The organism is Rhodocyclus tenuis, from assembly GCF_014197755.1.
Lineage (GTDB): Bacteria > Pseudomonadota > Gammaproteobacteria > Burkholderiales > Rhodocyclaceae > Rhodocyclus > Rhodocyclus tenuis.
The window spans coordinates 1-23,726 of the sequence record NZ_JACIGE010000016.1; the positions used below are offsets into that span (position 1 = coordinate 1).

General features: G+C 64.9%; 18 protein-coding genes. 13 read left to right on the forward strand and 5 right to left on the reverse strand.

Annotated features, from left to right (window positions below):
- Window positions 1-61: 61 nt before the first annotated feature.
- The gene (locus GGD90_RS16595) at window positions 62-385 is read right to left on the reverse strand and encodes a hypothetical protein (protein WP_153117985.1); all 324 of its coding nucleotides are present in this window, start codon (window positions 383-385) and stop codon (window positions 62-64) included.
- A gap of 166 nt (window positions 386-551) precedes the next feature.
- On the opposite strand from GGD90_RS16595, the gene GGD90_RS16600 reads away from it, so the two are divergent.
- The 3 genes from GGD90_RS16600 to GGD90_RS16610 all read left to right on the forward strand — a co-directional run bounded on the left by GGD90_RS16600 (window position 552) and on the right by GGD90_RS16610 (window position 4,675).
- Window positions 552-1,940, forward strand: coding sequence for a DNA internalization-related competence protein ComEC/Rec2 (locus GGD90_RS16600; protein ID WP_153117983.1), 1,389 nt, complete (start codon window positions 552-554; stop codon window positions 1,938-1,940).
- Window positions 1,941-2,027: 87 nt separating this feature from the next.
- The gene (locus GGD90_RS16605) at window positions 2,028-2,927 is read left to right on the forward strand and encodes an alpha/beta fold hydrolase (protein ID WP_153117981.1); all 900 of its coding nucleotides are present in this window, start codon (window positions 2,028-2,030) and stop codon (window positions 2,925-2,927) included.
- Window positions 2,928-3,049: 122 nt separating this feature from the next.
- The gene (locus tag GGD90_RS16610) at window positions 3,050-4,675 is read left to right on the forward strand and encodes a methyl-accepting chemotaxis protein (protein WP_153117979.1); all 1,626 of its coding nucleotides are present in this window, start codon (window positions 3,050-3,052) and stop codon (window positions 4,673-4,675) included.
- Between the two features lie 28 nt (window positions 4,676-4,703).
- Here GGD90_RS16610 and GGD90_RS16615 read toward each other — a convergent pair whose 3' ends face one another.
- The 3 genes from GGD90_RS16615 to GGD90_RS16625 are packed head-to-tail and all read right to left on the reverse strand — an operon-like array spanning window position 4,704 to window position 7,052.
- Window positions 4,704-5,228: a YaeQ family protein gene (locus tag GGD90_RS16615; protein WP_153117977.1), complete on the reverse strand. Its 525-nt coding sequence runs from the start codon at window positions 5,226-5,228 to the stop codon at window positions 4,704-4,706.
- A gap of 46 nt (window positions 5,229-5,274) precedes the next feature.
- Entirely contained in the window at window positions 5,275-6,150 is an 876-nt protein-coding gene (locus tag GGD90_RS16620; RefSeq protein ID WP_228273802.1) for a M90 family metallopeptidase, read from the reverse strand.
- Window positions 6,147-7,052: a DMT family transporter gene (locus tag GGD90_RS16625; RefSeq protein WP_153117975.1), complete on the reverse strand. Its 906-nt coding sequence runs from the start codon at window positions 7,050-7,052 to the stop codon at window positions 6,147-6,149. Before GGD90_RS16625 ends, GGD90_RS16620 begins: the two co-directional genes overlap by 4 nt.
- A 201-nt stretch (window positions 7,053-7,253) precedes the next feature.
- Here GGD90_RS16625 and GGD90_RS16630 point away from each other — a divergent pair, with 201 nt between their 5' ends.
- Window positions 7,254-9,488, forward strand: a complete 2,235-nt coding sequence (locus GGD90_RS16630) for a RelA/SpoT family protein (RefSeq protein ID WP_153117974.1) — start codon at window positions 7,254-7,256, stop codon at window positions 9,486-9,488.
- Window positions 9,489-9,654: 166 nt separating this feature from the next.
- On the opposite strand, the gene ppk1 is transcribed toward GGD90_RS16630, so the two are convergent.
- Window positions 9,655-11,760 carry a polyphosphate kinase 1 gene (ppk1, locus tag GGD90_RS16635; RefSeq protein WP_228273801.1) on the reverse strand — a complete coding sequence of 702 codons (2,106 nt, stop codon included), beginning with the start codon at window positions 11,758-11,760 and terminating at the stop codon, window positions 9,655-9,657.
- Between the two features lie 234 nt (window positions 11,761-11,994).
- On the opposite strand from ppk1, the gene gyrA reads away from it, so the two are divergent.
- The 9 genes from gyrA to lapB all read left to right on the forward strand — a co-directional run bounded on the left by gyrA (window position 11,995) and on the right by lapB (window position 23,721).
- Window positions 11,995-14,604, forward strand: a complete 2,610-nt coding sequence (gene gyrA / locus GGD90_RS16640) for a DNA gyrase subunit A (RefSeq protein ID WP_153117972.1) — start codon at window positions 11,995-11,997, stop codon at window positions 14,602-14,604.
- 6 nt (window positions 14,605-14,610) lie between these two features.
- Window positions 14,611-15,705, forward strand: a complete 1,095-nt coding sequence (serC, locus tag GGD90_RS16645) for a 3-phosphoserine/phosphohydroxythreonine transaminase (RefSeq protein ID WP_153117970.1) — start codon at window positions 14,611-14,613, stop codon at window positions 15,703-15,705.
- A gap of 7 nt (window positions 15,706-15,712) precedes the next feature.
- The gene (gene pheA, locus GGD90_RS16650; RefSeq protein WP_153117968.1) at window positions 15,713-16,804 is read left to right on the forward strand and encodes a prephenate dehydratase; all 1,092 of its coding nucleotides are present in this window, start codon (window positions 15,713-15,715) and stop codon (window positions 16,802-16,804) included.
- Between the two features lie 231 nt (window positions 16,805-17,035).
- Window positions 17,036-17,959, forward strand: coding sequence for a prephenate dehydrogenase (locus GGD90_RS16655; protein ID WP_228273804.1), 924 nt, complete (start codon window positions 17,036-17,038; stop codon window positions 17,957-17,959).
- An 11-nt stretch (window positions 17,960-17,970) separates the two neighbouring features.
- Window positions 17,971-19,986, forward strand: a complete 2,016-nt coding sequence (locus tag GGD90_RS16660; RefSeq protein WP_153117964.1) for a bifunctional 3-phosphoshikimate 1-carboxyvinyltransferase/cytidylate kinase — start codon at window positions 17,971-17,973, stop codon at window positions 19,984-19,986.
- A 214-nt stretch (window positions 19,987-20,200) separates the two neighbouring features.
- Window positions 20,201-21,898 carry a 30S ribosomal protein S1 gene (gene rpsA, locus GGD90_RS16665; protein WP_153117962.1) on the forward strand — a complete coding sequence of 566 codons (1,698 nt, stop codon included), beginning with the start codon at window positions 20,201-20,203 and terminating at the stop codon, window positions 21,896-21,898.
- 10 nt (window positions 21,899-21,908) lie between these two features.
- On the forward strand, window positions 21,909-22,193 hold the full coding sequence (locus GGD90_RS16670) for an integration host factor subunit beta (protein ID WP_153117960.1): 285 nt from the start codon (window positions 21,909-21,911) through the stop codon (window positions 22,191-22,193).
- A gap of 57 nt (window positions 22,194-22,250) precedes the next feature.
- Window positions 22,251-22,544, forward strand: a complete 294-nt coding sequence (locus tag GGD90_RS16675; RefSeq protein WP_228273800.1) for a lipopolysaccharide assembly protein LapA domain-containing protein — start codon at window positions 22,251-22,253, stop codon at window positions 22,542-22,544.
- A 10-nt stretch (window positions 22,545-22,554) separates the two neighbouring features.
- Window positions 22,555-23,721, forward strand: a complete 1,167-nt coding sequence (gene lapB, locus GGD90_RS16680; protein ID WP_153117993.1) for a lipopolysaccharide assembly protein LapB — start codon at window positions 22,555-22,557, stop codon at window positions 23,719-23,721.
- Window positions 23,722-23,726: the final 5 nt, after the last annotated feature.

A 23,726-nucleotide genomic window follows, 5' to 3' on the forward strand; every position in this document is an offset into this window, starting at 1 on the left:
TTCTTCGGTAAAGCGCTTCTTCATGTCCAATCTCCTTGTCGTCGTGGATTGGACTCTAAAGTCACGCGCTACTCAATTCGGGGGGGACGTCGGCGGCGTAATGGACGACTACATCGGGGGTGTATTCCTTGACGTTCCCTCCCTCAGAAGTCGTCCAGCGCAGGGTGATTGGCTGAACACCGATTCGCACCACCCTTGGGGCGATGTCCAGCAAAATGAGGAAATCGCGCTCAAGCAGCGATTCAAACGCCTGCGACTGTGCGGCCTTGCGCGTGGAGACACGGCCGGTGTTCTTGACCGGACTCGGACCAATTTTCCGAGTGGGGGTGGTGCCAGCCAAACTGCCAAAGGATTCAAGCCAGTGATATTTAAAATATCTAGCCATGGTCGCGCCCTAGTGCCCGGCAAGATCATAGTACAAATGCGTAAATAGTGCCTAGCTGCGTACAGGAGGCTGAGAGCTAGGAAGCTGTGCGCGAAGAACTCTAAGTAGCAGTCTGAACGATGATCAGGCTGTTCGCAGTTATCATGATTTGAGTTCGCAAATATCGATGTTGTTTGGACTGTGGTCGGGGCGTCACTTCGGTGCGGCGCGCACCTTGCTGCTCGCCTTGCTGGTCGTTCTGCTGCTCGATCCGTGGGCGGTGCTGGCAGCAGGCTTCTGGCTGTCATTCGGCGCCGTCGGCGTGTTGCTCTACATTGGCGTGCCGCGCATCGGCGTCGTCTCGGGCTGGCGCGAGCGGATCATGCACTGGGGGCTGACACAGTGGGCGGTGACGGTCGGCAGCGTACCGCTGCTGCTCCTGCTCTTCCAGCAGTTTTCGCTGGTGTCGCCGCTGGCCAACGCGCTGGCGATTCCGGTGGTGAGCTTCGTCATCACACCGCTCGCCTTGCTCTACGCCGTGCTGCCGTGGCCGCCGCTGATCGCTCTCGACCACGAGTTGCTGGCGCTCCTGATGCGCTGGCTCGAAGCGCTCGGCGACTGGCCGCAGTGGCAGCAAGCAGCGCCACCCTTGCCGGCGGTTCTGCTGGCCGTGCTTGGCGTCGCCTGCCTGCTGCTGCCGCGCGGTTTTCCGGCGCGCTGGCTCGGTGCGGTCCTGCTTCTGCCGGCCTTACTGACGCCGCCGCTGCGTCCGCCGGCGGGCGAGGTGTGGCTTGATGTGCTCGATGTCGGCCACGGTCTGGCGGTGGTCGTGCGCACGCAGACGCATGCGCTGCTTTACGACACCGGTCCGCGCTACGGCGGCGACGCCGACGCCGGCCAGCGTGTCGTCGTTCCCTTCCTGCGCGCGGCCGGTGTCGAGCGACTCGATACGCTGCTCGTTTCGCACCGCGATAACGACCACGCCGGCGGCACCGAGTCGGTGCTTGGCGCGGTTCCGGTTGCGCGCGTGCTTTCGTCGGTGGCCGGGCTGGCCGGTGAGCGCTGCGTCGCCGGGCAGGCGTGGGACTGGGACGGCGTGCGTTTTCGCGTGCTGCATCCGTTGGCGGCGGCGTATGAGAAGTCGACGGCGAGCAACCATCTTTCCTGCGTGCTGCGCATCGACAGCGCTGGCGGGCGTTCAGCGCTGCTGGTCGGCGACATTGAAACACCCGACGAGGCGGCGTTGCTGGCGCGCGCGGCAGCAGCGACCGCTGCCGCTGGCCCAAGGACAGCTTCGCCGCTCAACAGCGACGTGCTGGTCGCGCCGCACCACGGCAGCCGCACTTCGTCCTCGCTGCCCTTCGTTGCTGCGGTTGCGCCAAGCGAGGTGGTGTTTACCGTCGGCTACCGCGACCGCTTCGGCCACCCGGTGCCCGAAGTGGCGGCGCGCTACGCCGCGGCGCGGCAGTGGCGTAGCGACCGCGACGGCGAGCTGAGCTTCGTTCTCGCCGGAAGCGTGAGCGCGGCCGCGTGGCGTCAGCAATACCGGCGCTACTGGCACTGGCGCGAGCAATGAGCTGACGGTGGCGCCAGCTTCGTTCGCTCGCGTGTGCGTGCCGGCAATGCGCTGCTAGACTGTGCGCAGGCAAATCCGGAGACGACGATGGGCAGCGATCAGTCGGGTCAGGCAGACGGCGCCGGCCGCTTTCCCGCGCGCGAGCATGAGGTGCGCTGCGTCTCGGCGGCCGGCATTCATCGCATGGCCTATCGCGAGTACGGGCCATGCGACGCCGCGCGCACGCTGCTCTGCGTGCATGGGCTGACGCGCAATGGCCACGATTTCGAGCCGCTGGCGCAGCGGCTGGCCGCCGATGGCTGGCGGGTCGTCTGTCCGGACGTCGTCGGCCGCGGCCACAGCAGCTGGCTGGCCGATCCGCGCCACTACGAATTCCCGCAGTACGTCGCCGACATGATGCTGCTGCTGGCGCGGCTCGACCTCGACTCGGTGTCCTGGCTCGGTACCTCGATGGGCGGGCTGATCGGCATGATCATCGCCAGCCTCGACGATTCGCCGGTCGAACGCCTGATCCTCAACGACGTCGGGCCTTTCGTGCCGGTCGAAGCCTTGCGCCGCATCGGCGAATACGTCGGCCAGGCGCCGAGCTTCGCCAGCGTCGACGAGGCCGAGCGTTTCCTGCGCTTCGTCTGCGCGCCCTTCGGCGATCTTGGCGACGCTGGCTGGCGCCGGCTGACCGAGACGAGCATCAAACCCGTCGCCGACGGTCGCTGGAACATGCGCTACGACCCGCGCATCGCCGAGAACTTCCGCGCCCAGGCGGCGGGTGGCGACATCGACCTGTGGCCGATTTACGAACGCATCCGCTGCCCGACGCTGGTCATCCGCGGCGCGCGCTCCGATCTGCTCGGCGCCGACACGCTGGCGCAGATGGCGCTGCGCGGGCCGCTTGCGCAGACCGCCGAGATCGCCGGTGTCGGCCATGCGCCGATGTTCTTTGACGACGCGCAGATCGGGCTGCTGCGGGCGTTTCTCGCCGGGCACTGAACGCTCAGGCATCCCGGATGGTCGCTACAAGAACGCTGGCAAGCGTCGAAGAATCGCTGCTATCGCCAGTCTTGACTGCTGTGGCATGATGCCGTCCAAATTTCTGCCGTGAGGGGCTCACCATGATTGACCGACTTTCCGTGAAAGCGCGCCTCGCCGTTCTGGTGTCGATTCTCTCGTTGCTCATGCTCGCGGTTGGCGGCCTTGGCCTGTTCGCTGCCGCGTCAATCAAGGACCGCTTGCAGACGGTTTACGAAGACCGCACCGTTACCGCTTTCCAGTTGGCGATCGTGATGGACAACCTGCACCGTTCCCGCGGTCGTATCTGGGCGGCGATGCTGGTCGATGATCCCGAGAAGGCGGCCAGGGAAGTCGAAGGAATCGCCGGCTTCCTGAAACTGAGCGACGGGCAGTGGAGCGCCTATCAGGCGACCTACCTGACGCCCGAGGAAAAGGTTCTGGCGACGAGTTTCGATGCCCATTACCAGGAATTCAAGCGCACGCTGGCGACACTCGGCCCCGTAGCCGCCGGCGGCGACCGCGCGCGGACCGCCGAGGCGGATGCCGCGTCGGGCTTCCGCAAGACCTTCACCGCGGCACGCGAGGAGCTGAACAAACTTGTCGAACTGCAGGCACGCGTCGCCCGCGAGGAATACGACGCGGCGATCGGCGATTACCAACAGCTCCGCCTGGCTGCAGGCGCGCTGATCGCTTGCGGATTGCTGCTCGGTATCGGCATCGCCTGGGTGATCATCCGCTCGATCACGCAGCCGCTCGACGCCGCCGTCGCCTCGGCGCAGCGCATCGCCCAAGGTGATCTGACGCAGCCGGTGCCGCCCGGCGCCGGCGCCGAACTCGGGCGCCTGCTCGACGCCATGGGCGAGATGCAGTCGGCGCTCAAGGGCGTCGTCGCTGCCATCACGCAGGACGCGACACGCGTTGCCGAGACGGCACAGCAGCTGGCGACCTCGTCGACAGAAGTGGCCATGGCCTCGGGCATGCAGAGCGAAGCGACGGCGGCGATCGCCGCCTCGGTCGAAGAGATGACGGTCAGCATCAGCCACATCAACGGCCGTACCGCCGATACGCGCGAGCTGTCGCAGCGGGTCGGCGAACTGTCGGAGAACGGCGCGCAGGTTACCGCACGCGCCACCGGCAGCGTCGAGGGAATCGCCAGCAGCGTCGATCTGGCGTCGGCGCAGATCGATGACCTCAGTCACAAGATCGACCGGGTGTCCGGCATCGTCAAGGTAATCAGTGAAATCGCCGATCAGACCAACCTGCTGGCGCTCAATGCCGCCATCGAGGCGGCGCGTGCCGGCGAGCAGGGTCGAGGTTTCGCCGTGGTCGCCGACGAAGTGCGCAAACTCGCCGAGCGTACTGCGACGTCGACGCAGGAAATCAGCGCGGTCATCGGCGAAATCCTCGCCTCTGCCAGCGACTCGGTCTCCAGCATGAAACAGAGCGTCGGGCAGGTGGCCGTCGGTGTGCGGCTGTCCGGTGATGCCGGCGAGGCGATCCGGCAGATCCAGACGCTGGACCGCGAGCTCGGCAGCGCAGTAAACGAGATCGCCGAGGCGCTGCACGAACAAAGCCAGGCCAGCACGGAAATCGCGCGGCAGGTGGAGCGGATCGCGCAGGCGACCGAGGAAAATAGCGCCACCATCAAGGCGACGGCCGAGGCATCGGAAAATCTGAACGCGCTCGGCCAGTCGCTGGTGCGCTCGGTGTCGGCGTTCCGCGTCTAGCTTGCAGCGGCAAACACCGGTGCTGCTATCAGCCGAGCAGACGTTGCGGCCGGATTTCGGCGCCATCTAGGTAAACCGTGCCTTCCTGGATCGTCCACGCGAGCTTCATGTTGCGCTCGGCCAGCCGGGCCAGCTGTTCGCCGTCGTCGCTGCCGAGCTGGATCACCGTCAGGTTGCGGTAGCGCTGCAGCGCGTCGGCGTTCTGCTTCCACCACAGGCCGGCGCGGCTGCCGTAGACGATCAGCACCAGCCGCTCGGCGCGGCCGCTGGCTTTGCGCAGGCGCGCTTCGTCGGGCAGGCCGACCTCGATCCACAGGCGGATGACGCCGGCCGGGTCGATCTCCCACAGTGCGGCGTCCTCGACTGACGACAGTCCGTTGCCGAAGCGCAGGTCCTCGCTGGCGTAGAGGGCAAAGGCCAGCAGCCGTACCATCAGGCGTTCGTTGGTTTCCGACGGATGCTGCGCCAGCGTCAGCGTGTAGTCGCCGAAGTGGTTGCGGTCAAGGTCGGCGAGCTGCAGCTGGGCCTTGAAGACTGTCGATTTGAGTGCCATTGCCGCTTCCGCAAAAGGCGCGATTATCGCACCGGCTGTGCGGCGGCTACGCCTCGCTGGAGCAGCGCGTCAGCGGATTCTGGCGGTAGAAGGCGGTGAACAGGCGATAGAGCCCGGGAAAGCGCTCGCTGAGCAGCGCCGGTGTCTCGAAAAAGGCCTCGCTCATCACCGCGAAAAACTCGGCCGGACTCTCGGCGCCGTAGGGGTCGAGCCCAGAGGGCAGGGCGAACTCATCAGCGGCGGTGTCGCTGGCGTCGTCATCGCCTTCGTTGTCGCTTGCGAAAGACGTCCGCTCGTAGTCTTCCTCGGCCGCATCGACTTCGGCACAGAAGTCTTCCCAGGCGCCGAGCAGCGTTTCTTCCCACGCCGCATGCGAAATGCCGCGCGGCAAGGGCGGCACGCCATCGGCCGGGCCGTTCTGCATGTCGAGCTTGTGCGCGAATTCGTGGATGACGACGTTGTAGCCGTCGCCGGCCATCTGCGCATCGCGCCAGGAAATGAGCAGCGGGCCGCCTTCCCAGGCTTCGCCGGAGGCGACTTCGTCGTATTCGTGCACCACGCCGAAATCGTCCTCGATGCGTCGCGGGATGACGAATTCGTCAGGATAGACGACGATGCCGACCCAGCCGGCGTAGGCGCTGAGGCCGAGATTGAGGATCGGCAGGCAGCCCTGCGCGGCGATCGAGACGCAGATCGCGTCGGAAAGCTCGAGCCCGCCGGCGGTAGTGAACTCCTTTTCGCCGAGGAAGGCTTCACACAGGCCGCGCAGCCGCTGCTGCTCGTCGGCGGCGAGCGCCGCCAGAAAAGGCAGCGTGGCGAGCGTTTCGTGCCAGAGCGCCTCGGGCACGGTCACCGCTTCGCGCCGTCCGAAAATCTGGCCGAGCGTGCTGCCGACCATGTCGCCGAATAATTTGCCGATCACGTTTTTTTCAGGCCGGGCAAGGCCGCAGTCGTCAGATAGATGCCGGTGAAGATGAGGCCGATACCGACGTAGTGGTAGATCTGCGGAATCTCGTTGAGGAAGATCGCCGAGAGCAGGGTGCCGAACACCGGCATCAGGTGGATGAACAGGCTGGCCTTGCTGGCGCCGACTTCGCCGACGGCGCGGTTGTAGAAAACATAGCCGAGAAAGCCCGGCAGCACGCCGGTGTAGACGATTCCAGCGAGCGAAGTGGTGTGCAGGTGGATCACGCGGCCCTGCATGATTTCCCAGAGATAGGCTGGCGCCAGCACGAGCAGGCCGACGGCGGTCATCGCCGCCAGCATCAGCATCGGATGCACCCCGGCCGGACGCCATTGCAGGCCGATGGTGTATACCGCCCAGGTGAGCACGGCAACGAGCATCCAGACGTCGCCGATGTTGAGCGAGAGGCCGGCGAGCATTCCCGGATCGCCGCGGCAGACGATGGTGGCAACGCCGATCAGCGAGATGAGCACGCCCAGCCATTCGATGCGATGCAGTTTCTTGTGCAGGAACAGCCACGACAGCGCGATGGTGGCGACCGGGATGAACGAGTTGAGCAGCACGGCGTTGGTCGCCGCCGTGTATTGCAGCGCGATGTAGGCGAGCGTGTTGTAGCCGCCGACGCCGATCACGCCGAGTATGACCACGGCTTTCCAGCCGCGACGCAGTTGCGGCCACTGCGTTTTCAGGTGCGGCAGCGCCAGCGGCAGCACCAGCAGGAAGGCGATCGTCCACCGCCAGAAAGCCAGCGACATGGGCGGCACGTCGTCGCGGATGGCGCGGCCGACGACCATGTTTCCCGACCAGAACAGCGTGGTCAGTACGAGCAGCAGATAGGGATGAGCGAAGCGTTCGAGCATGCGGGCGGCCGGAAGTAGGGCGACATTATCACTGATAACCCGGCTCGCCCGCCGGTTCCGCCGGGTACGAAATAGTTGGCCGTTAGTTTTGCCCTGCACTCAAGCGCCTGCGCGTTCGTCCGCTCGCGAGGCTTGCATAGCGCAGTGCCGCTAGCGCCGCAAGTCTCCCCGCCCGGCCGCGGATCGGGGATAATCCGCGGCATGGTTTCAGTCGTCCATTCGGTCGCCGCACAGAGCGACCCCGAAGTGTCCATCGCCACCCTGAGCGAAGGACTGTCTGCGGAAGAGTGCGTCCGCCTGCGCGCTGCCGCCGACTTCGCCCGTGTCTGCTACGGCGACGAGGCGCTGGGCACCGGCGAGGGAGTCTGGCCACACGCGCTGGGCATGGCGCTGATCGTTGCCGGCCTGCGCCTTGATGTCGATTCGCGCTGCGCCGCGCTGCTCTTTGCCGTGCCGGGCCTGCTCGCCAAAGGCGACGAAGCGGTGGCGCAAGAGCAGATCGAGGCGCACTTCGGTCGTTCGGTCGCGCAGCTGGTCGCCGGCGTCACCCGTCTCAACCGGCTGCGGCCGATCGCGCGCGGTTTTCTCAGCGACCCTGGCGAAGACCCGCAGGAGGCGAAAGCGCAGATCGAAGTGCTGCGCAAGATGTTGCTGGCGATGGTCGAGGACATCCGCGTCGTCCTGCTGCGCCTGGCGTCGCGTACGCAGACGCTGCGCTATTACGCCGCGCATCCGGCCGAACTGCGCGCTACCGTGGCGCGCGAGACGCTCGAACTTTACTCGCCGCTGGCCAACCGCCTCGGCGTCTGGGAGCTGAAGTGGGAGCTGGAAGACCTTTCCTTCCGTTTCCTGCATCCCGATCTGTACAAGAAGATCGCCGTCCAGCTCGACGAGAAACGCATCGAGCGCGAGCAGTTCATCACCGATGCCATCGCCCGGCTGCGTACCGAGCTGGCGACGGTCGGCGTTGCCGACGCCGAGATCTACGGCCGGCCCAAGCACATCTACAGCATCTGGAACAAGATGCGCAAGAAGTGCGTCGAGTTCTCGGAGGTGTACGACGTGCGCGCGCTGCGCGTCATCGTCGACGAGGTGAAGGACTGCTACACCGTACTCGGCATCGTGCATAACCTGTGGACGCCTATCCCGAAGGAGTTCGACGACTACATCTCGAACCCGAAGGGCAACTACTACCGTTCGCTGCATACGGCGGTGCGCTGCCCCGACGGGCGCAGCCTCGAAGTGCAGGTGCGCACGCGCGACATGCACCGCCACGCCGAACTCGGTGTCGCCGCGCACTGGCGCTACAAGGAAGGCAGCAAGGCGCCGAACGCCGAGGATTACGACGAGAAGATCGCGCTGCTGCGCCAGTTGCTGCAGTGGAAGGACGAAGTCGCCGATTCGGCCGACTGGGTGCGCCGCTACAAGCAGGCTGAACTCGACGAGACGATCTACGTGCTGACGCCGCAAGGGCGTGTCGTTCCCTTGCCGCGCGGCGCGACGCCGCTCGATTTTGCCTACCGCGTGCATACCGATCTCGGCCACCGCTGCCGTGGTGCGCGCGTCAACGGCGCGCTGGTGACGCTCAATACGCAACTTGAAAACGGTCAGCGCGTCGAGATCATTTCCGCCAAACAGGGCGGCCCCTCGCGCGACTGGCTCAACCCGGCGCAGGGCTACCTGACGACGCCGCGTGCGCGCGCCAAGGCGCGGCAATGGTTCGCCAGTCTGGCGCAGGAAGAGTCGCTGGCCGAAGGGCGCACGCTGGTGATGCGCGAACTGCAGCGCATCGGCATGGCCAATGCCAATCTCGACGAGGTGGCTGGCCGTCTCGGACTGGCCGGCAGCGACGAAATGCTGGTCGCCTTCGCGCGTGGCGAGGTCGGGCCGCGCGCGCTGCAGGTGGCGGCGCGTGGCGAGGCGCCGGTCGAGGCAACGCCCGAGCTGGCGTCGCCGATACGCAAGCCGAAGGCCAAGGATGGCGATTCGGGAATCCTCATCGTCGGCGTCGACAAGCTGCTGACGCAGCTCGCCGGTTGCTGCAAGCCGGCGCCGCCCGACGCGATCGTCGGCTTCGTGACGCGCGGCAAGGGCGTCTCGATCCACCGCGCCGACTGCTCGAATGTCGCCAACATGTCGGCGCGACACCCCGAGCGGCTGATCGAGACGGCCTGGGGCAATGCCAGCAAGGGCAGTGGCAGCGGCGTCTTTGCCGTCGATGTCGTGGTCGAGGCCAACGACCGGCAGGGATTGCTGCGCGACGTTTCCGAGGTTTTTTCGCGCGAAAAGATCAACGTCACTGCGGTGAACACCTTGTCGCGCGCGGGAATGGCGCGCATGGGCTTTACCGTCGAGATCGGCGACATCACGCACCTGAAGCGCACGCTGGGGCTGATCCGCGAGGTGTCCGGCGTCGTCGGCGCGCGTCGCGCCTGATGTTCTTTTGCCTGTCCGTCGTCGTTTTCGCGGGGTCGTAGGCGAACTTCGGGAGCGAGGGGGCGAGCGCTGACGGGGTTCCCGCTCCTCGCTCCTGTAGCTGAATCGCTTGCCGCTTCCCGCTCGCCGGTCTGTTGCGGCAGACCGGCGCTCCGATCTGCCGCGGCTAGGGTTGCAGCAGTTCGATCAGTTCGCCCTGCGCCGAGCGCGGCTTGGCGCGCGAATTGCGCCGCGGGTGGTAGCCGCCGTTGCCGTCCATTTCCCACGCCTGCTGGTTGTCGGCAAGGTAAGTCTGCAGCCCCTCGAAGATGACGCGGCGTTTCAGCTTGCGGTCGAGGATAGGGAAGGCGAGTTCGATGCGGCGGAAGAAGTTGCGGTCCATCCAGTCGGCCGAAGACAGATAGACCTGCTCTTCGCCGCCGGCGTGAAAGTAGAAGACGCGGTGGTGCTCGAGAAAACGGCCGATGATCGAGCGCACGCGGATGTTCTCTGACAGCCCGGCAACGCCGGGACGCAGTGCGCAGACACCACGCACGATCAGGTCGATCCTGACACCGGCCTGCGAGGCTTCATAGAGCGCGGCGATCGTTTCCGGCTCGAGCAGCGAGTTCATCTTGGCGATGATGCGCGCGCGCTGGCCGGCGCGCGCGGCGATCGTTTCGGCGCGGATGGCGGCAATGATGTTCGACTGCAGCGTGAACGGCGCTTGCCACAGGTGGTGCAGCGTCTGCGCGCGGCCAAGGCCGGTCAGCTGCTTGAACACCTCGTTGACGTCGCCGCCGATCTCCTCGTTGCAGGTCAGCAGGCCGAAGTCGGTGTACATGCGCGCCGTGCGCGGATGGTAGTTGCCGGTGCCGAGGTGGATGTAGCGGCGCAGCGTGCTGCCTTGCTCGGTTTCCTCGCGACGGACGACCATCAGCATCTTGGCGTGTGTCTTGTAGCCGACGACGCCGTAGACGACGTGCGCGCCGACTTCTTCCAGTTTGGTCGCCCAGCCGATGTTCGCTTCCTCGTCGAAGCGCGCCATCAGTTCGACGACGACGGTCACTTCCTTGCCGTTCTGCGCAGCGCGCAGCAGCGACTGCATCAGTACCGAGTCGGTGCCGGTGCGATAGACGGTCATCTTGATGGCGACGACGCGCGGGTCGTCGGCCGCCTGGTCGAGCAGGTTGATCACCGGCGTGAAGCTCTGGTACGGGTGGTGCAGCAGGATGTCGCCAGCGCGCATGCTGTCGAAGATGCTGTGCGTTTTCTGCAGCACCTTCGGCTTGCCGGGGTGGAAAGTGGAGAACTTCAGGTCGTCGCGCGGCACCCAGTCGGGAACCTGCATCAGGCGGACCAGATTGACCGGGCCGGCAACGCGGTAGAGGTCGCTCGCGGAGAGATTGAACTGGCCGAGCAGGAACTCGGTCATCGCCGGCGAGCAGTTGTCGGCCACCTCGAGGCGGACGGCATCGCCGAAGTGGCGCTGCGGCAGTTCGCCCTGGATCTTGGTGCGCAGGTTCTTCACCTCTTCTTCATCGACGAAGAGGTCGCTGTTGCGCGTGACGCGGAACTGGTAGCAGCCGAGAACGTTCATGCCGGCGAACAGTTCGCCGACGAAGTCGTGCAGCACTGACGAGAGGAAGACGAAGGCGTATTCGCAGTCGCACAGCTCGCGCGGCAGGCGGATGACGCGTGGCAGCACGCGCGGCGCCTGCACGATCGCCGCGTCCGAACTGCGGCCGAAGGCGTCCTTGCCTTCGAGTTCGATGGCGAAATTGAGGCTCTTGTTGAGCACGCGCGGGAAGGGGTGCGAGGGGTCAAGCCCGATCGGCGTCAATACCGGCATCACCTCACGGAAGAAGAAGCCGCGGATCCACTCGCGTTGCGCATCGGTCCAGTTCGAGCGGCGCAGGAAGCGGATGCCCTCGGCGTCAAGGCCGGGCAGGATCTCGTTGTTGAACAGCGCGTATTGCGCGTCGATCAATGCCCGCGCTTCGTCGCTGACGCGCCGGAAGACTTCCTGCGCGCTCAAGCCGTCGGTGGTGATCGCCAGCGAGCCGAGCTTGAGCTGCTCTTTCAGGCCGGCGACGCGGATTTCAAAGAATTCGTCGAGATTGCTGCTGACGATGCACAGAAAGCGCAAGCGTTCGAGCAAGGGGTGCCGCGGATTCTGCGCTTGCGCCAGCACCCGCCGGTTGAACGCGAGCAGACCCAGCTCGCGGTTGAGATAGTTCTCCGGAGGGAAGTGCTGTGTCATGTGGCGTTCGGCAAGAGTGTGCGGAGGCATGGAAGGATTGGATCAGTATATGCCGCAAAGGGCAACGAGCCATTATGTTGCGAACATGTTACGGCAATGTTTCAGCGACGCTGCCGGCAGGATTGCGCTGGTCGCCAGCCCGCGAGCGCGGGCCGTGCCTTGGCCGGTCGCCGGGCGATGGCCGGAGGTGGTCGGCATGGTAGAATTCCGCCCTTTAGCGAGCTCTGCGGCATTCGCCCAGGCCCAGCTGTTACCGGATAGAAGATGGAATCATTCGCCAAGGAAACACTGCCCGTCAGCCTCGAAGAAGAGATGCGGCGTTCGTATCTCGACTACGCGATGAGCGTCATCGTCGGCCGTGCGCTGCCCGACGCGCGCGACGGTCTGAAGCCGGTGCATCGTCGCGTGCTTTTTGCGATGCACGAGCTGTCCAACGACTGGAACAAGGCTTACAAGAAGTCGGCGCGTATCGTCGGTGACGTCATCGGTAAGTACCACCCGCACGGCGATACCGCGGTATACGACACGATCGTGCGCATGGCGCAGGACTTCTCGCTGCGCTACATGCTGGTCGACGGTCAGGGCAACTTCGGCTCGGTCGACGGCGACAACGCCGCCGCGATGCGTTATACCGAAGTGCGCATGGCGCGCATCGGCCACGAACTGCTCGCCGACATCGACAAGGAAACAGTCGATTTCGGGCCGAACTACGACGGCTCCGAACAGGAACCGCTGATCCTGCCGGCGAAGATTCCGAACCTGCTGATCAACGGTTCGTCAGGCATCGCCGTCGGCATGGCGACGAACATCCCGCCGCACAACCTCAACGAGGTCGTCGACGGCTGTCTGGCACTGCTGCGCAATCCGGAAATGACGATCGACGAACTGATCGAGATCATCCCGGCACCGGACTTTCCCACGGCCGGCATCATCTACGGGCTTGCCGGCGTGCGCGAGGGCTACCAGACCGGTCGCGGCCGCGTCGTCATGCGCGGCAAGACGCACTTCGAGCCGATCAAGGGCAGCGCCGACCGGCAGGCGATCATCATCGACGAGTTGCCGTATCAGGTGAACAAGAAGAGCCTGATCGAGAAGCTGGCCGAACTGGTCAACGACAAGAAGATCGATGGCATCTCCGACTTGCGCGACGAGTCGGACAAGTCCGGCATGCGCGTCGTCATCGAACTCAAGCGCAACGAGGTTCCCGAGGTCGTTCTCAACTGCCTGTACAAGCAGACGCAGCTGCAGGACACCTTCGGCATGAACATGGTGGCGCTGGTCGACGGCCAGCCGCGCCTCTTGAACCTCAAGCAGATGCTCGACTGCTTCCTCTCGCACCGGCGCGAGGTGATCACGCGGCGCACGGTGTTCGAACTCAGGAAGGCGCGCGAGCGCGCGCACATCCAGGAAGGTCTGGCGGTGGCGCTCGACAACGTTGACGAGATCATCGCCATGATCAAGGCGTCGCCGACGCCGGCCGATGCGCGCCGTGGCCTGATGGGCCGGCTGTGGAGTTCGCCGACGGTTGGCCAGATGCTGCTGCGTGCGCAACTCGACGCAACGCGTCCGGAAGGGCTGGGCCTTGAATACGGTCTGTCGAAGAACGGCTACCTGCTCTCCGAAGCGCAGGCGCAGGCGATCCTCGAACTGCGTCTGCAACGCCTGACCGGTCTCGAGCGCGACAAGATCGTCGGCGACTTTGCCGAACTGCTCGAGAAGATCGCCGACCTGATGGACATCCTTGCCCGGCCGGAACGCATCACCGAGATCATCAGCGACGAGCTGACGGCAATCCGCGCGCAGTTCGGCGACCGCCGCCGCTCGGAGATCGTCACGCATACGCAGGATCTCGGCATCGAGGACTTCATCACGCCGCAGGACATGGTGGTGACGCTCTCGCATACCGGCTACATCAAGTCGCAACCGCTCGCCGACTACCGTTCGCAGCGTCGTGGCGGCCGCGGCAAGCAGGCGGCGTCGGTGAAGGAAGACGATTTCGTCGACCACCTGTTCGTCGCCAATACGCACGATTTCATCCTCTGCTTCTCCAACTGCGGCCGCGTCTACTGGCTCAAGGTCTACGAAGCGCCGCAGGGTGGCCGTACCAGCCGTGGCAAGCCGATCGTCAATCTCTTCCCGCTCGAAGAGGGAGAGAAGATCAACGCCATCCTGCCGGTGAAGGAATTCACCGACGACCGCTTCATCTTCATGGCAACGGCGCAGGGCGTGGTCAAGAAGAGCCCGCTGTCCGATTTTGCCAACCCGCGCAAGGCCGGCATCATCGCCGTCGCGCTCGATGAGGATGACTTCCTGATCGGTGCCGAGATCACCAGCGGCAGCCACGACATCGTGCTCGTTTCCGACGCCGGCAAGGCGGTGTGGTTCGACGAGGAAGATGTCCGGCCGATGGGCCGCACGGCACGCGGCGTACGCGGCATGCGGCTGGCCGAGGGGCAGCAGGTGCTGTCGCTGCTGGTCGCCGAAAACGATCAGCAGACGGTGCTGGTCGCCACCGAAAACGGTTATGGCAAGCGCACCGTGCTCGCCGACTTCCGCCATTCCGGTCGCGGCAATCAGGGCGTCATCGCCATTGCCGCGAGCGAGCGCAACGGCCGTGTCGTCGCCGCGCGTCTGGTGCAGGACAGCGACGAAATCATGCTGATCACCACCGGCGGCGTGCTCATCCGTACGCGCGTCAGTGAAATCCGCGAACTCGGCCGGGCGACGCAGGGCGTCACGCTGATCGCGCTCGACGCCGGCGAGAAGCTGGCCGGACTGGAAAAGGTCGTCGAGAGCGACGATGGCAGCGATAGTGCTGACAATGGTGACGGAGACGTCAACGGCACGGTCGAAAACGGCGAAGCAGGGGAGTAAAAGACGATGTCACGCGTATGGAACTTCAGTGCCGGCCCGGCGGTGTTGCCGCTGCCGGTGCTTGAGCAGATCCGCGAGGAGCTGACCGACTGGCAAGGCGCCGGCATGGGCGTGATGGAAATGAGCCATCGCGGCAAGGCCTTTACCGGCATCATCGAGGCCGCCGAGGCCGACCTGCGCAGCTTGCTCGGCGTCCCCGGCAACTATCGCGTGCTTTTCCTGCAGGGCGGCGCGACGCAGCAGTTTGCGCAGATCCCGTTGAATCTGCTCGGAACAGGAGGAGATGGCTCGGCCGACTACATCGTCACCGGTTCATGGTCGAAGAAGGCCTTCGGCGAGGCTGCGCGTTTCGGTCGTGTGCGTTGCGCCGCCTCGACCGAAGCGGACAGGTTTACCCGCCTGCCGACGGCGGCGGAATACGCTTTCGACCCGGCTGCCGCCTACGTGCATCTTTGCACCAACGAAACGATTCACGGCGTCGAGTTTCCGGCGGAAGTGACCATGGCGACGCCGGCGCCGCTGGTCGCCGACATGAGCTCGCATCTGCTGTCGCGCCCTTTTGACGTCAGCCGTTTCGGCCTGATCTACGGTGGCGCGCAGAAGAACGTCGGCCCGGCCGGGCTGACGCTGGTGATCGTTCGCGACGACCTGCTCGGCAAGGCCGCCGCACACATCCCCTCGGTGATGGATTACGCGGTGATGGCGGCCAACGGCTCGATGCTGAATACGCCGCCGACTTTCGCCATCTACGCCGCCGGTCTGGTCTTCAAGTGGCTGCAGGCGCAGGGAGGCCTCGCCGGCATTGCCGGGGTCAACGCGCAGAAGGCCGCGTTGCTCTACGCCTGCATCGACGGCAGCGGCGGTTTCTACCGCAACAACATCGCTGCCGACTGCCGCTCGCGCATGAATGTGCCGTTTACCCTGAGTGATCCGGCGCTTGATGCGGCTTTCCTTGCCGACAGCCAGGCGGCCGGTCTGATCGGCCTGAAGGGACACAAGTCCTTCGGCGGCATGCGCGCGTCGATCTACAACGCACTGCCGCTCGACGGCGTGCGTGTGCTGGTCGACTTCATGAACGATTTCGCCAAGCGGCACGGGTGAGCGAGCGATGAGCGAAGAGTTGCGCAAGGCGATCGGCGGCGTCCGCGACGAAATCGACGCGATTGACAACGAGCTGCTGGCGCTCCTCAACCGGCGCGCCAGTTGCGCGCAGCGCATCGGCGAAATCAAGGCGCAGCATGGCGAGGCCGGCTTCGTCTATCGTCCCGAACGCGAGGCGCAGATCCTGCGCCGTCTGCAGGAACTGAATCCCGGCCCGCTCGGCAACGATAACGTCAGCTGGCTGTTCCGCCAGGTGATGTCGCTCTGCCTGTCGCTCGAACAGCCGCTGTCGGTCGCCTTTCTCGGTCCGCTCGGCACTTTCTCGGAAAGCGCCGCCGTGCGCCATTTCGGCCACGCCGCGCGACTGTTGCCGCAAGTGTCGATTGACGACGTTTTCCGCGAAGTCGAGGCCAACCATGCCGACTTTGCCGTCGTGCCGATCGAGAACTCGACCGAGGGCGCCATCGGCCGTACGCTTGACCTGCTGCTGACGACGCCGCTGAAAATCTGTGGCGAAGTCGTGCTGCGCATTCATCAGCACCTGCTCTCCAATGCGCCGTCGCTGGGCGAGGTACGCCGCGTCTACTCGCACGCGCAGTCGCTGGCGCAATGCCACGAATGGCTGAACCGTTCGCTGCCGGGGGCGCAGCGCATTCCCGTCGGCAGCAACGCGCAGGCAGCACAGCAGGCGGCGGCCGAACCCGACGCCGCCGCCATCGCCGGCGACGCGGCGGCCGAACGCTACGCGCTGCCCAAACTCGCCGCGAGCATCGAGGACGAGCCGAACAACACCACCCGATTCGTCGTCCTGGGCCGGCACGAAGCCGGTATTTCGGGGCGCGACAAGACCTCGCTGGTGATGTCGGCACCGAATCGTACCGGCGCGCTCAGCTACCTGCTGGCGCCATTCACCGACAGCGGCGTGTCGATGACGCGTCTCGAATCGCGTCCGGCCCGGCACACGCTGTGGGAGTACGTTTTCTTCGTCGATATCGATGGTCATCGCGACGAACCGGCGGTGCAGGCAGCGCTTGAGGAGCTTTCCCGGCGCGCTGCCTATCTGAAGACACTCGGTTCCTATCCCGCCGCCGTCTTCTGACGCGGCTGCACCGAAGACGAAATTCATGGCCCTCTGCGAGTCGCCTCCTTCCGATCGCCGCGCTGCCTTGATCCGCCTGCCAGACGCTTTGCGCGGCCGCTTGGCACGCTCCGCTGTGAGCATCAGGCACCATGGCCGATGCGCCGGCTTCCCTGTCGCATCGCCGAGGGGGCGATCGTGAGCCAGCCACCCCTTGTCGCCGCTGCCGCATCGGATTCAGGTTTGAGCGGCGTGCGGCCTTCCTTCGGCAAGGTCCTGGTGTTCGGCGTCGGCCTGATCGGCGGTTCGTTCGCGCTGGCCTTGAAGGCAGCGGCCGAGGTCGAGGAAATCGTCGGTTTCGGACGCAGCCTCGGTTCGCTGAAAGAGGCGCTGGCGCTCGGCATCATTGATCGCGTCGGCGCCAACGCCGCGCAGGAGGCGATGGACGCTGACCTGATCCTGATCGCGACGCCGGTCGGTGCCATCGGCGAAGCGCTGGCGCGCATCGCGCCGACGCTTGGCGCAAATACGGTGGTCACCGATGCCGGCAGTACCAAGAGCGACGTCGTCGCCATCGCGCGCGCGGTGCTCGGCGAGCGCAGCGGCCAGTTCGTTCCGGCGCATCCGATTGCCGGCGCCGAGAACAGCGGTGCCGCCGCGGCGCGCGCCGAGCTTTACCGCGGACGCAAGGTCGTGATCACGCCGCTCGCTGAAAACAGCGCGGCGGCGCTGGCGCGCGTGCGCGCGGCCTGGGCAGCCTGCGGCGCCGATCTGCGCGAACTGACGCCGGCCAGGCACGACGAGGTCTTTGCCGCCGTCAGCCATCTGCCGCATCTGCTCTCGTTCGCCTTGGTGCATGACCTCGCGCTGCGCGACGAGCACGACACGTTTTTCACCTACGCGGCCAGCGGTTTTCGCGATTTCACGCGCATTGCCGCCAGTCACCCGGAAATGTGGCGCGACATCTGCCTCGCCAACCGCGCGGCGCTGCTCGGCGAACTCGACCGTTACCGCGCCGAACTCGACGATTTGCGCGCAGCGCTGCAGGCAGGCGACGGTGATCGTCTGCAGGCGGTCTTCGACGTCGCGCGCAGGGCACGGCGCGCCTGGGCTGAAGGTGCCGGCGCCGAAGTCGCCGCCAGCACGCCGGCCGCCACCCCGCACATCGCTTCCTAGGATTTTTCCTGATGGATTTCATCGATCTTCCGCAATGCATGGGGGCGAACGGTAGCGTCCGTCTGCCGGGTTCCAAGAGCATTTCCAACCGCGTGCTGCTGCTCGCCGCGCTCGCCGACGGCGAGACCGAGGTGCGCGATCTGCTCAGCTCCGACGACACCGCGCGCATGCTCGACGCCTTGCGCACGCTCGGCGTCGACATCGGCGAGGTCGAATCCGCAGCGGACGCCGGAATGCCAGCGGACGGCATCGGCGCAGGCAGCGCTGCCGGCTGTGCTGGCAAGCTGCTGCGCATCCGTGGCGTCGGCGGCAGCTTTCCGGTGCGCGAAGCCGATCTCCATCTCGGCAACGCCGGCACCGCTTTCCGCCCGCTGACCGCCGCGCTGGCTTTTGCTGGCGGCAACTACCGCCTGAGCGGAACGCCGCGCATGCACGAACGGCCGATCGGCGATCTTGTCGATGCGCTGCGTCAGGCCGGTGCCGACATTGAGTATCTCGGCAACGAGGGCTATCCACCGCTGGCCATCCGGCCGGCTAAGATTGATGCCAGCCGCACGATCAGCGTCCGTGGCGATGTCTCCAGCCAGTTCCTCAGCGGCCTGCTGATGGCACTGCCGCTGGCCGGCGGCGGCAGCATCGAGGTGGTCGGCGAACTGATTTCACAGCCGTATATCGACATCACGCTGGCGACGATGCGGCGCTTCGGCGTCGTCCCGCACAGCGAGGGCAAGTCGCGTTTCGAGGTGCCGGCAGCGACCTACCGCTCGCCCGGTGTCGTTCACGTCGAGGGCGACGCGTCGGCGGCTTCGTATTTCCTGGCGCTCGGTGCGCTGGCCGGCGGCACGGTGCGCGTCGACGGCGTCGGCAGCGATTCGGTGCAGGGCGACGTGCGTTTCGCCGATGCGCTGGCGCTGATGGGCGCGCGCATCAGCATGGGTGAGAACTGGATCGAAGCGGCGCCGCCCGCTGCTGGCCGACTGCGCGGCATCACGCTTGATTGCAACCACATCCCCGACGCGGCGATGACGCTGGCGCCACTGGCGCTCTTCGCCGACGGCCCGACCACGCTGCGCAACATCGGTAGCTGGCGCGTCAAGGAAACCGACCGGCTCACCGCAATGGCGACCGAGCTGCGCAAGCTTGGCGCCGAGGTCGAGGAGGGCGTCGACTACCTGCAGATCAAGCCAGTTTTGCCTGGCTCACTGCGTCCGGCGACGATCGACACTTACGACGACCACCGCATGGCGATGTGCTTCTCGCTGGCGGCCTTCGGTGCACCACTGCGTATCAATGATCCGGGCTGCGTCGCCAAGACCTTCCCCGACTATTTTTTGCACTTTGCGGCGCTGACGCAGGCGGTGCCGGTAATCGACATCGACGGCCCGTCGGCGTCGGGCAAGGGCACTGTCGCTGCGCGCGTGGCGGCGGCGCTCGGCTGGAATTACCTGGATTCCGGCGCGCTCTATCGCCTGACGGCGCTCGCTGCACAACGCGCCGGCGTCGCCTGGAACGACGAGCCACGCGTCGCCGCCGTTGCTGCCGGACTGGACGTGGTTTTCGGTGTTGACTCGATCCTGCTCGCCGGCGAAGAGGTCGGCGAAGCGATCCGCAGCGAGGAAATATCGTCGGGCGCCTCGCAGGTCGCTGCTTTGCCGGCGGTGCGCACCGCCTTGCTCTTCCGCCAGCGTGCTTTCCGGCGGGCGCCCGGCTTGGTCGCCGATGGCCGCGACATGGCGTCGGTCGTCTTTACCGATGCCGTCAGCAAGGTCTTTCTCACGGCAAGCGTCGAGGCACGCGCCGAAAGGCGCTATAAGCAGTTGATCAGCAAAGGAATCGCTGCTAAACTCCAGCCTCTTTTGCAGGAGATGCGTGAACGTGACGAACGCGACCGTGGTCGCAGCGTCGCGCCGCTTCTGCAAAGCGCGGATGCCCGTCTGCTTGACACTACCGAACTCTCCATCGAGGCGGCGGTGGCGCAGGTGCTGGCGTGGGCGCGTCCCCTACTGCCGGCACAGACCTGTCGATAGCAAGGAACGCGTTCCGGAGCAGCTCCGCGGCAACACCGGACGGCTTGCGCCTGTCGTCCGTTCAGGTGTCGTCCGTCTGACGCGCCGTGCTGTCGGAATCCCGCTGTTTGCGGGGTTTTGATCGTCCGGCGCCCGTCTTTTCGAGCTTGCCGACGAAGACGGTCGATCGTGTTCAATCCAACCCGCCAACGTGCGGTCAGGTCCCTCAATCCAAATGTCTGCCAATCCCATCATGCAAGAAAGCTTTGCCGCGCTTTTCGAAGAAAGCCTCACCCGCCAGGAAATGCGCCAGGGCGAAGTCATTACCGCCGAAGTCGTCCGTGTTGACCAGAACTTTGTCGTGGTCAATGCCGGTCTGAAGTCGGAAAGCTACATCGATGTCGAAGAATTCCTGAACGATCAGGGCGAACTCGAAGTTGCCGCTGGCGATTTCGTCCAGGTCGCCATTGAGCAGCTCGAAAACGGCTTTGGCGAAACGCGCCTGTCGCGCGATCGCGCCAAGCGTGTCGCTGCTTGGAATGCCCTTGAGCAGGCATTGAACGATGGTTCGCTGGTTACCGGCGCCATCACCGGCAAGGTCAAGGGCGGTCTCACCGTCATGACGCACGGCGTACGCGCCTTCCTGCCCGGTTCGCTGGTCGACATGCGTCCGGTCAAGGACACCACGCCGTACGAAGGCAAGACCTTCGAATTCAAGGTTATCAAGCTCGACCGCAAGCGTAACAACGTGGTCGTTTCCCGCCGTGCCGTTCTCGAAGCGAGCGTCGGTGAAGAGCGCGAAGCGCTGCTGGCCAACCTCAAGGAAGGCAGCATCGTCAAGGGTATCGTCAAGAACATCACCGACTACGGCGCGTTCGTCGACCTCGGAGGCATCGATGGTCTGCTGCACATCACCGATCTGGCCTGGCGTCGTGTTCGTCACCCGTCCGAAGTTCTGGCCGTCGGCGACGAAGTGCAAGCCAAGATTCTCAAGTTCGACCAAGAGAAGAACCGCGTTTCGCTCGGCTTGAAGCAGCTCGGCGAAGATCCGTGGGTCGGCATCTCGCGTCGTTACCCGCAAGGCACGCGTCTGTTCGGCAAGGTCACCAATCTGACCGACTACGGCGCGTTCGTCGAAATCGAGCAGGGCATCGAAGGTCTGGTGCACGTCTCGGAAATGGACTGGACCAACAAGAACGTCCATCCGTCGAAGGTCGTCCAGCTCGGCGACGAAGTCGAAGTGATGATCCTCGAAATCGACGAAGACCGTCGCCGTATCTCGCTCGGCATGAAGCAGTGCGCGGCGAATCCGTGGGACGACTTCTCGATGAACCACAAGAAGGGCGACAAGGTTCGCGGCGCGATCAAGTCGATCACCGACTTCGGCGTGTTCATCGGCCTGCCCGGCGGCATCGACGGTCTGGTGCACCTGTCCGACCTGTCGTGGTCTATCCCTGGCGAAGAAGCGATCCGCAACTTCAAGAAGGGTGACGAAGTCGAGGCCGTCGTTCTGGCGATCGACACCGACAAGGAACGCATCTCGCTGGGCATCAAGCAGCTCGAAGGCGATCCCTACACCAACTTCATCGCCACCCACGAGAAGAACACCATCGTTCGCGGCACGATCAAGTCGATCGACGCGCGCGGTGCCGTGATCAACCTCGACGGCGACATGGACGGCTACCTGCGTGCGTCCGAAGCCTCGCGCGACCGTATCGACGACCTGCGTACGCTGTACAAGGAAGGCGATACGATCGAGGCGATGATCATCAACGTTGATCGCAAGTCGCGTTCGATCAATCTGTCGATCAAGGCCAAGGATCAGGCTGAACAGCACGAAGCGCTGCAGAAGTTCGCTTCGGACAGCAACCTGAACTCGGGCACGACGAATCTCGGCGCGCTGCTCAAGGCCAAGCTGAACAACCCGCAATAAGGCGATCAGCATGACCAAATCCGAGCTGATCGCGCGGCTGGCTGAGCGCTTTCCTCAGCTGGTGGCGAAGGATGCTGATTTCGCGGTCAAGATGATTCTTGATGCGATGTCCGAGGCTCTGGCCAACGGTGATCGCATCGAGATCCGCGGATTCGGCAGCTTCGCGTTGAACTACCGGCCGCCACGTGTCGGCCGCAACCCGAAGTCCGGCGACAAGGTGAGCGTTCCCGAAAAATGGGTGCCTCACTTCAAGGCCGGCAAGGAGTTGCGCGAGCGCGTCGACAGCGCGCTCTAAGGGTTCCAGCTGTGGTAGATTCAGGGGCGGTGACGTGAGTCACCGCCCTTTTTTTTCATGAGCGAAAACGCCATGATGCGTGGCTTGCTGTGGGCGACGAGACTGTTCATCTTCCTCTTCCTGTTGGCGTTCGCGCTGAAGAACAGCGATACCGTCAGCATTCGTTTCTTTTTCGATACGAACTGGCAGGCGCCGATGATCATCGTCGTTCTCGCCTTCTTCGCCGGCGGCGCCCTGCTCGGCATTCTTTCCCTGCTTGGCATCGTCTATCGCATGCGGCGCGAGTTGGGGAGCTTGCGCCGCGACGCGTCCAGCCGTGCCGCGGCGGACATCCCATCCTCGCCTCTCTGATTGCGCAATGATCGAATTCGAATACTGGCAGCTGCTGCTTTTTCCCCTGTTTTTCGGTCTTGGCTGGGCAGCCGCCCGAGTAGACATCCGTCATCTGGTCAAGGAATCGCGCTCCTTGCCGCGCTCCTACTTCCAGGGACTCAATTTCCTGCTCAACGAACAGCCCGACCGGGCGATCGAAGCTTTTGTCGATGCGGTGAAGGTTGATCCGCAGACGGTCGAACTGCATTTCGCACTGGGTGGGCTGTTCCGCCGCCGTGGCGAGACCGAACGTGCCATCCGCATGCACCAGAATCTGGTCGATCGCGAGGATCTGCCGCAGCATCTCAAACTGAAAGCGCTCGCCGAACTCGGCCAGGACTTTCTCAAGGCCGGTCTGCTCGACCGCGCAGAGGCGATTTTCGACAAGCTGCGTGGCACCGCCGAAGACGAGGACGCCAAGCGCAACCTGCTCGAGATATACCAGCTGGAGCGCGACTGGGAAAAGGCGATCGCCATCGCCGCCGAATTGCCCGACGTCGCGTCGCAGAAGGAAATCGCCGAGTACTACTGTGAGCTGGCGGCGGCCGAGATGATGCGCTCGCATCGCGATCTGGCGCGCCAGCACCTGCAGACGGCTTTGGAGCGCAATCGCAAATGCGTTCGCGCCAGCCTGCTGCAGGGCGACCTCGAAGCACAGGCAGGCAATGACCTGCTGGCCATCGACTGGTGGCAACGCATCGAGCAGCAGGATCCCGTCTATCTGGCGCTGGTGGCGCAACGCCTGCTCGACGCCTATCGCCGGCTCGACCGGCGCGACGAGGGTCTGCAGCTCCTGCGCGGCTACCTCGAACGTTATCCCTCGCTCGATCTGCTCGATGTCGTCTTTCAACTGGTACTGGAGAGCGACGGCGCTGACGCGGCGTACCGGCTGGTGCGCGACGAACTCAAGCGCAATCCGACGCTGCTCGGTTTTGACAAGCTGCTGGAAGCGCGACTGCTGGTCGCGCCGCCGGAAACGCGCGCCGATCTCGATCTCGCCAAGGGCATCGTGCAGGGCTACACGCGCCGTCTGGCGCGCTATCAATGCGATAATTGCGGCTTCAAGGCGCGCCAGTTCTATTGGCGCTGTCCGGCTTGCGGTGGCTGGGAAACCTACCCGCCGAAGCGCACCGAAGAATTCGATCTGACCCCCTAGGAGCA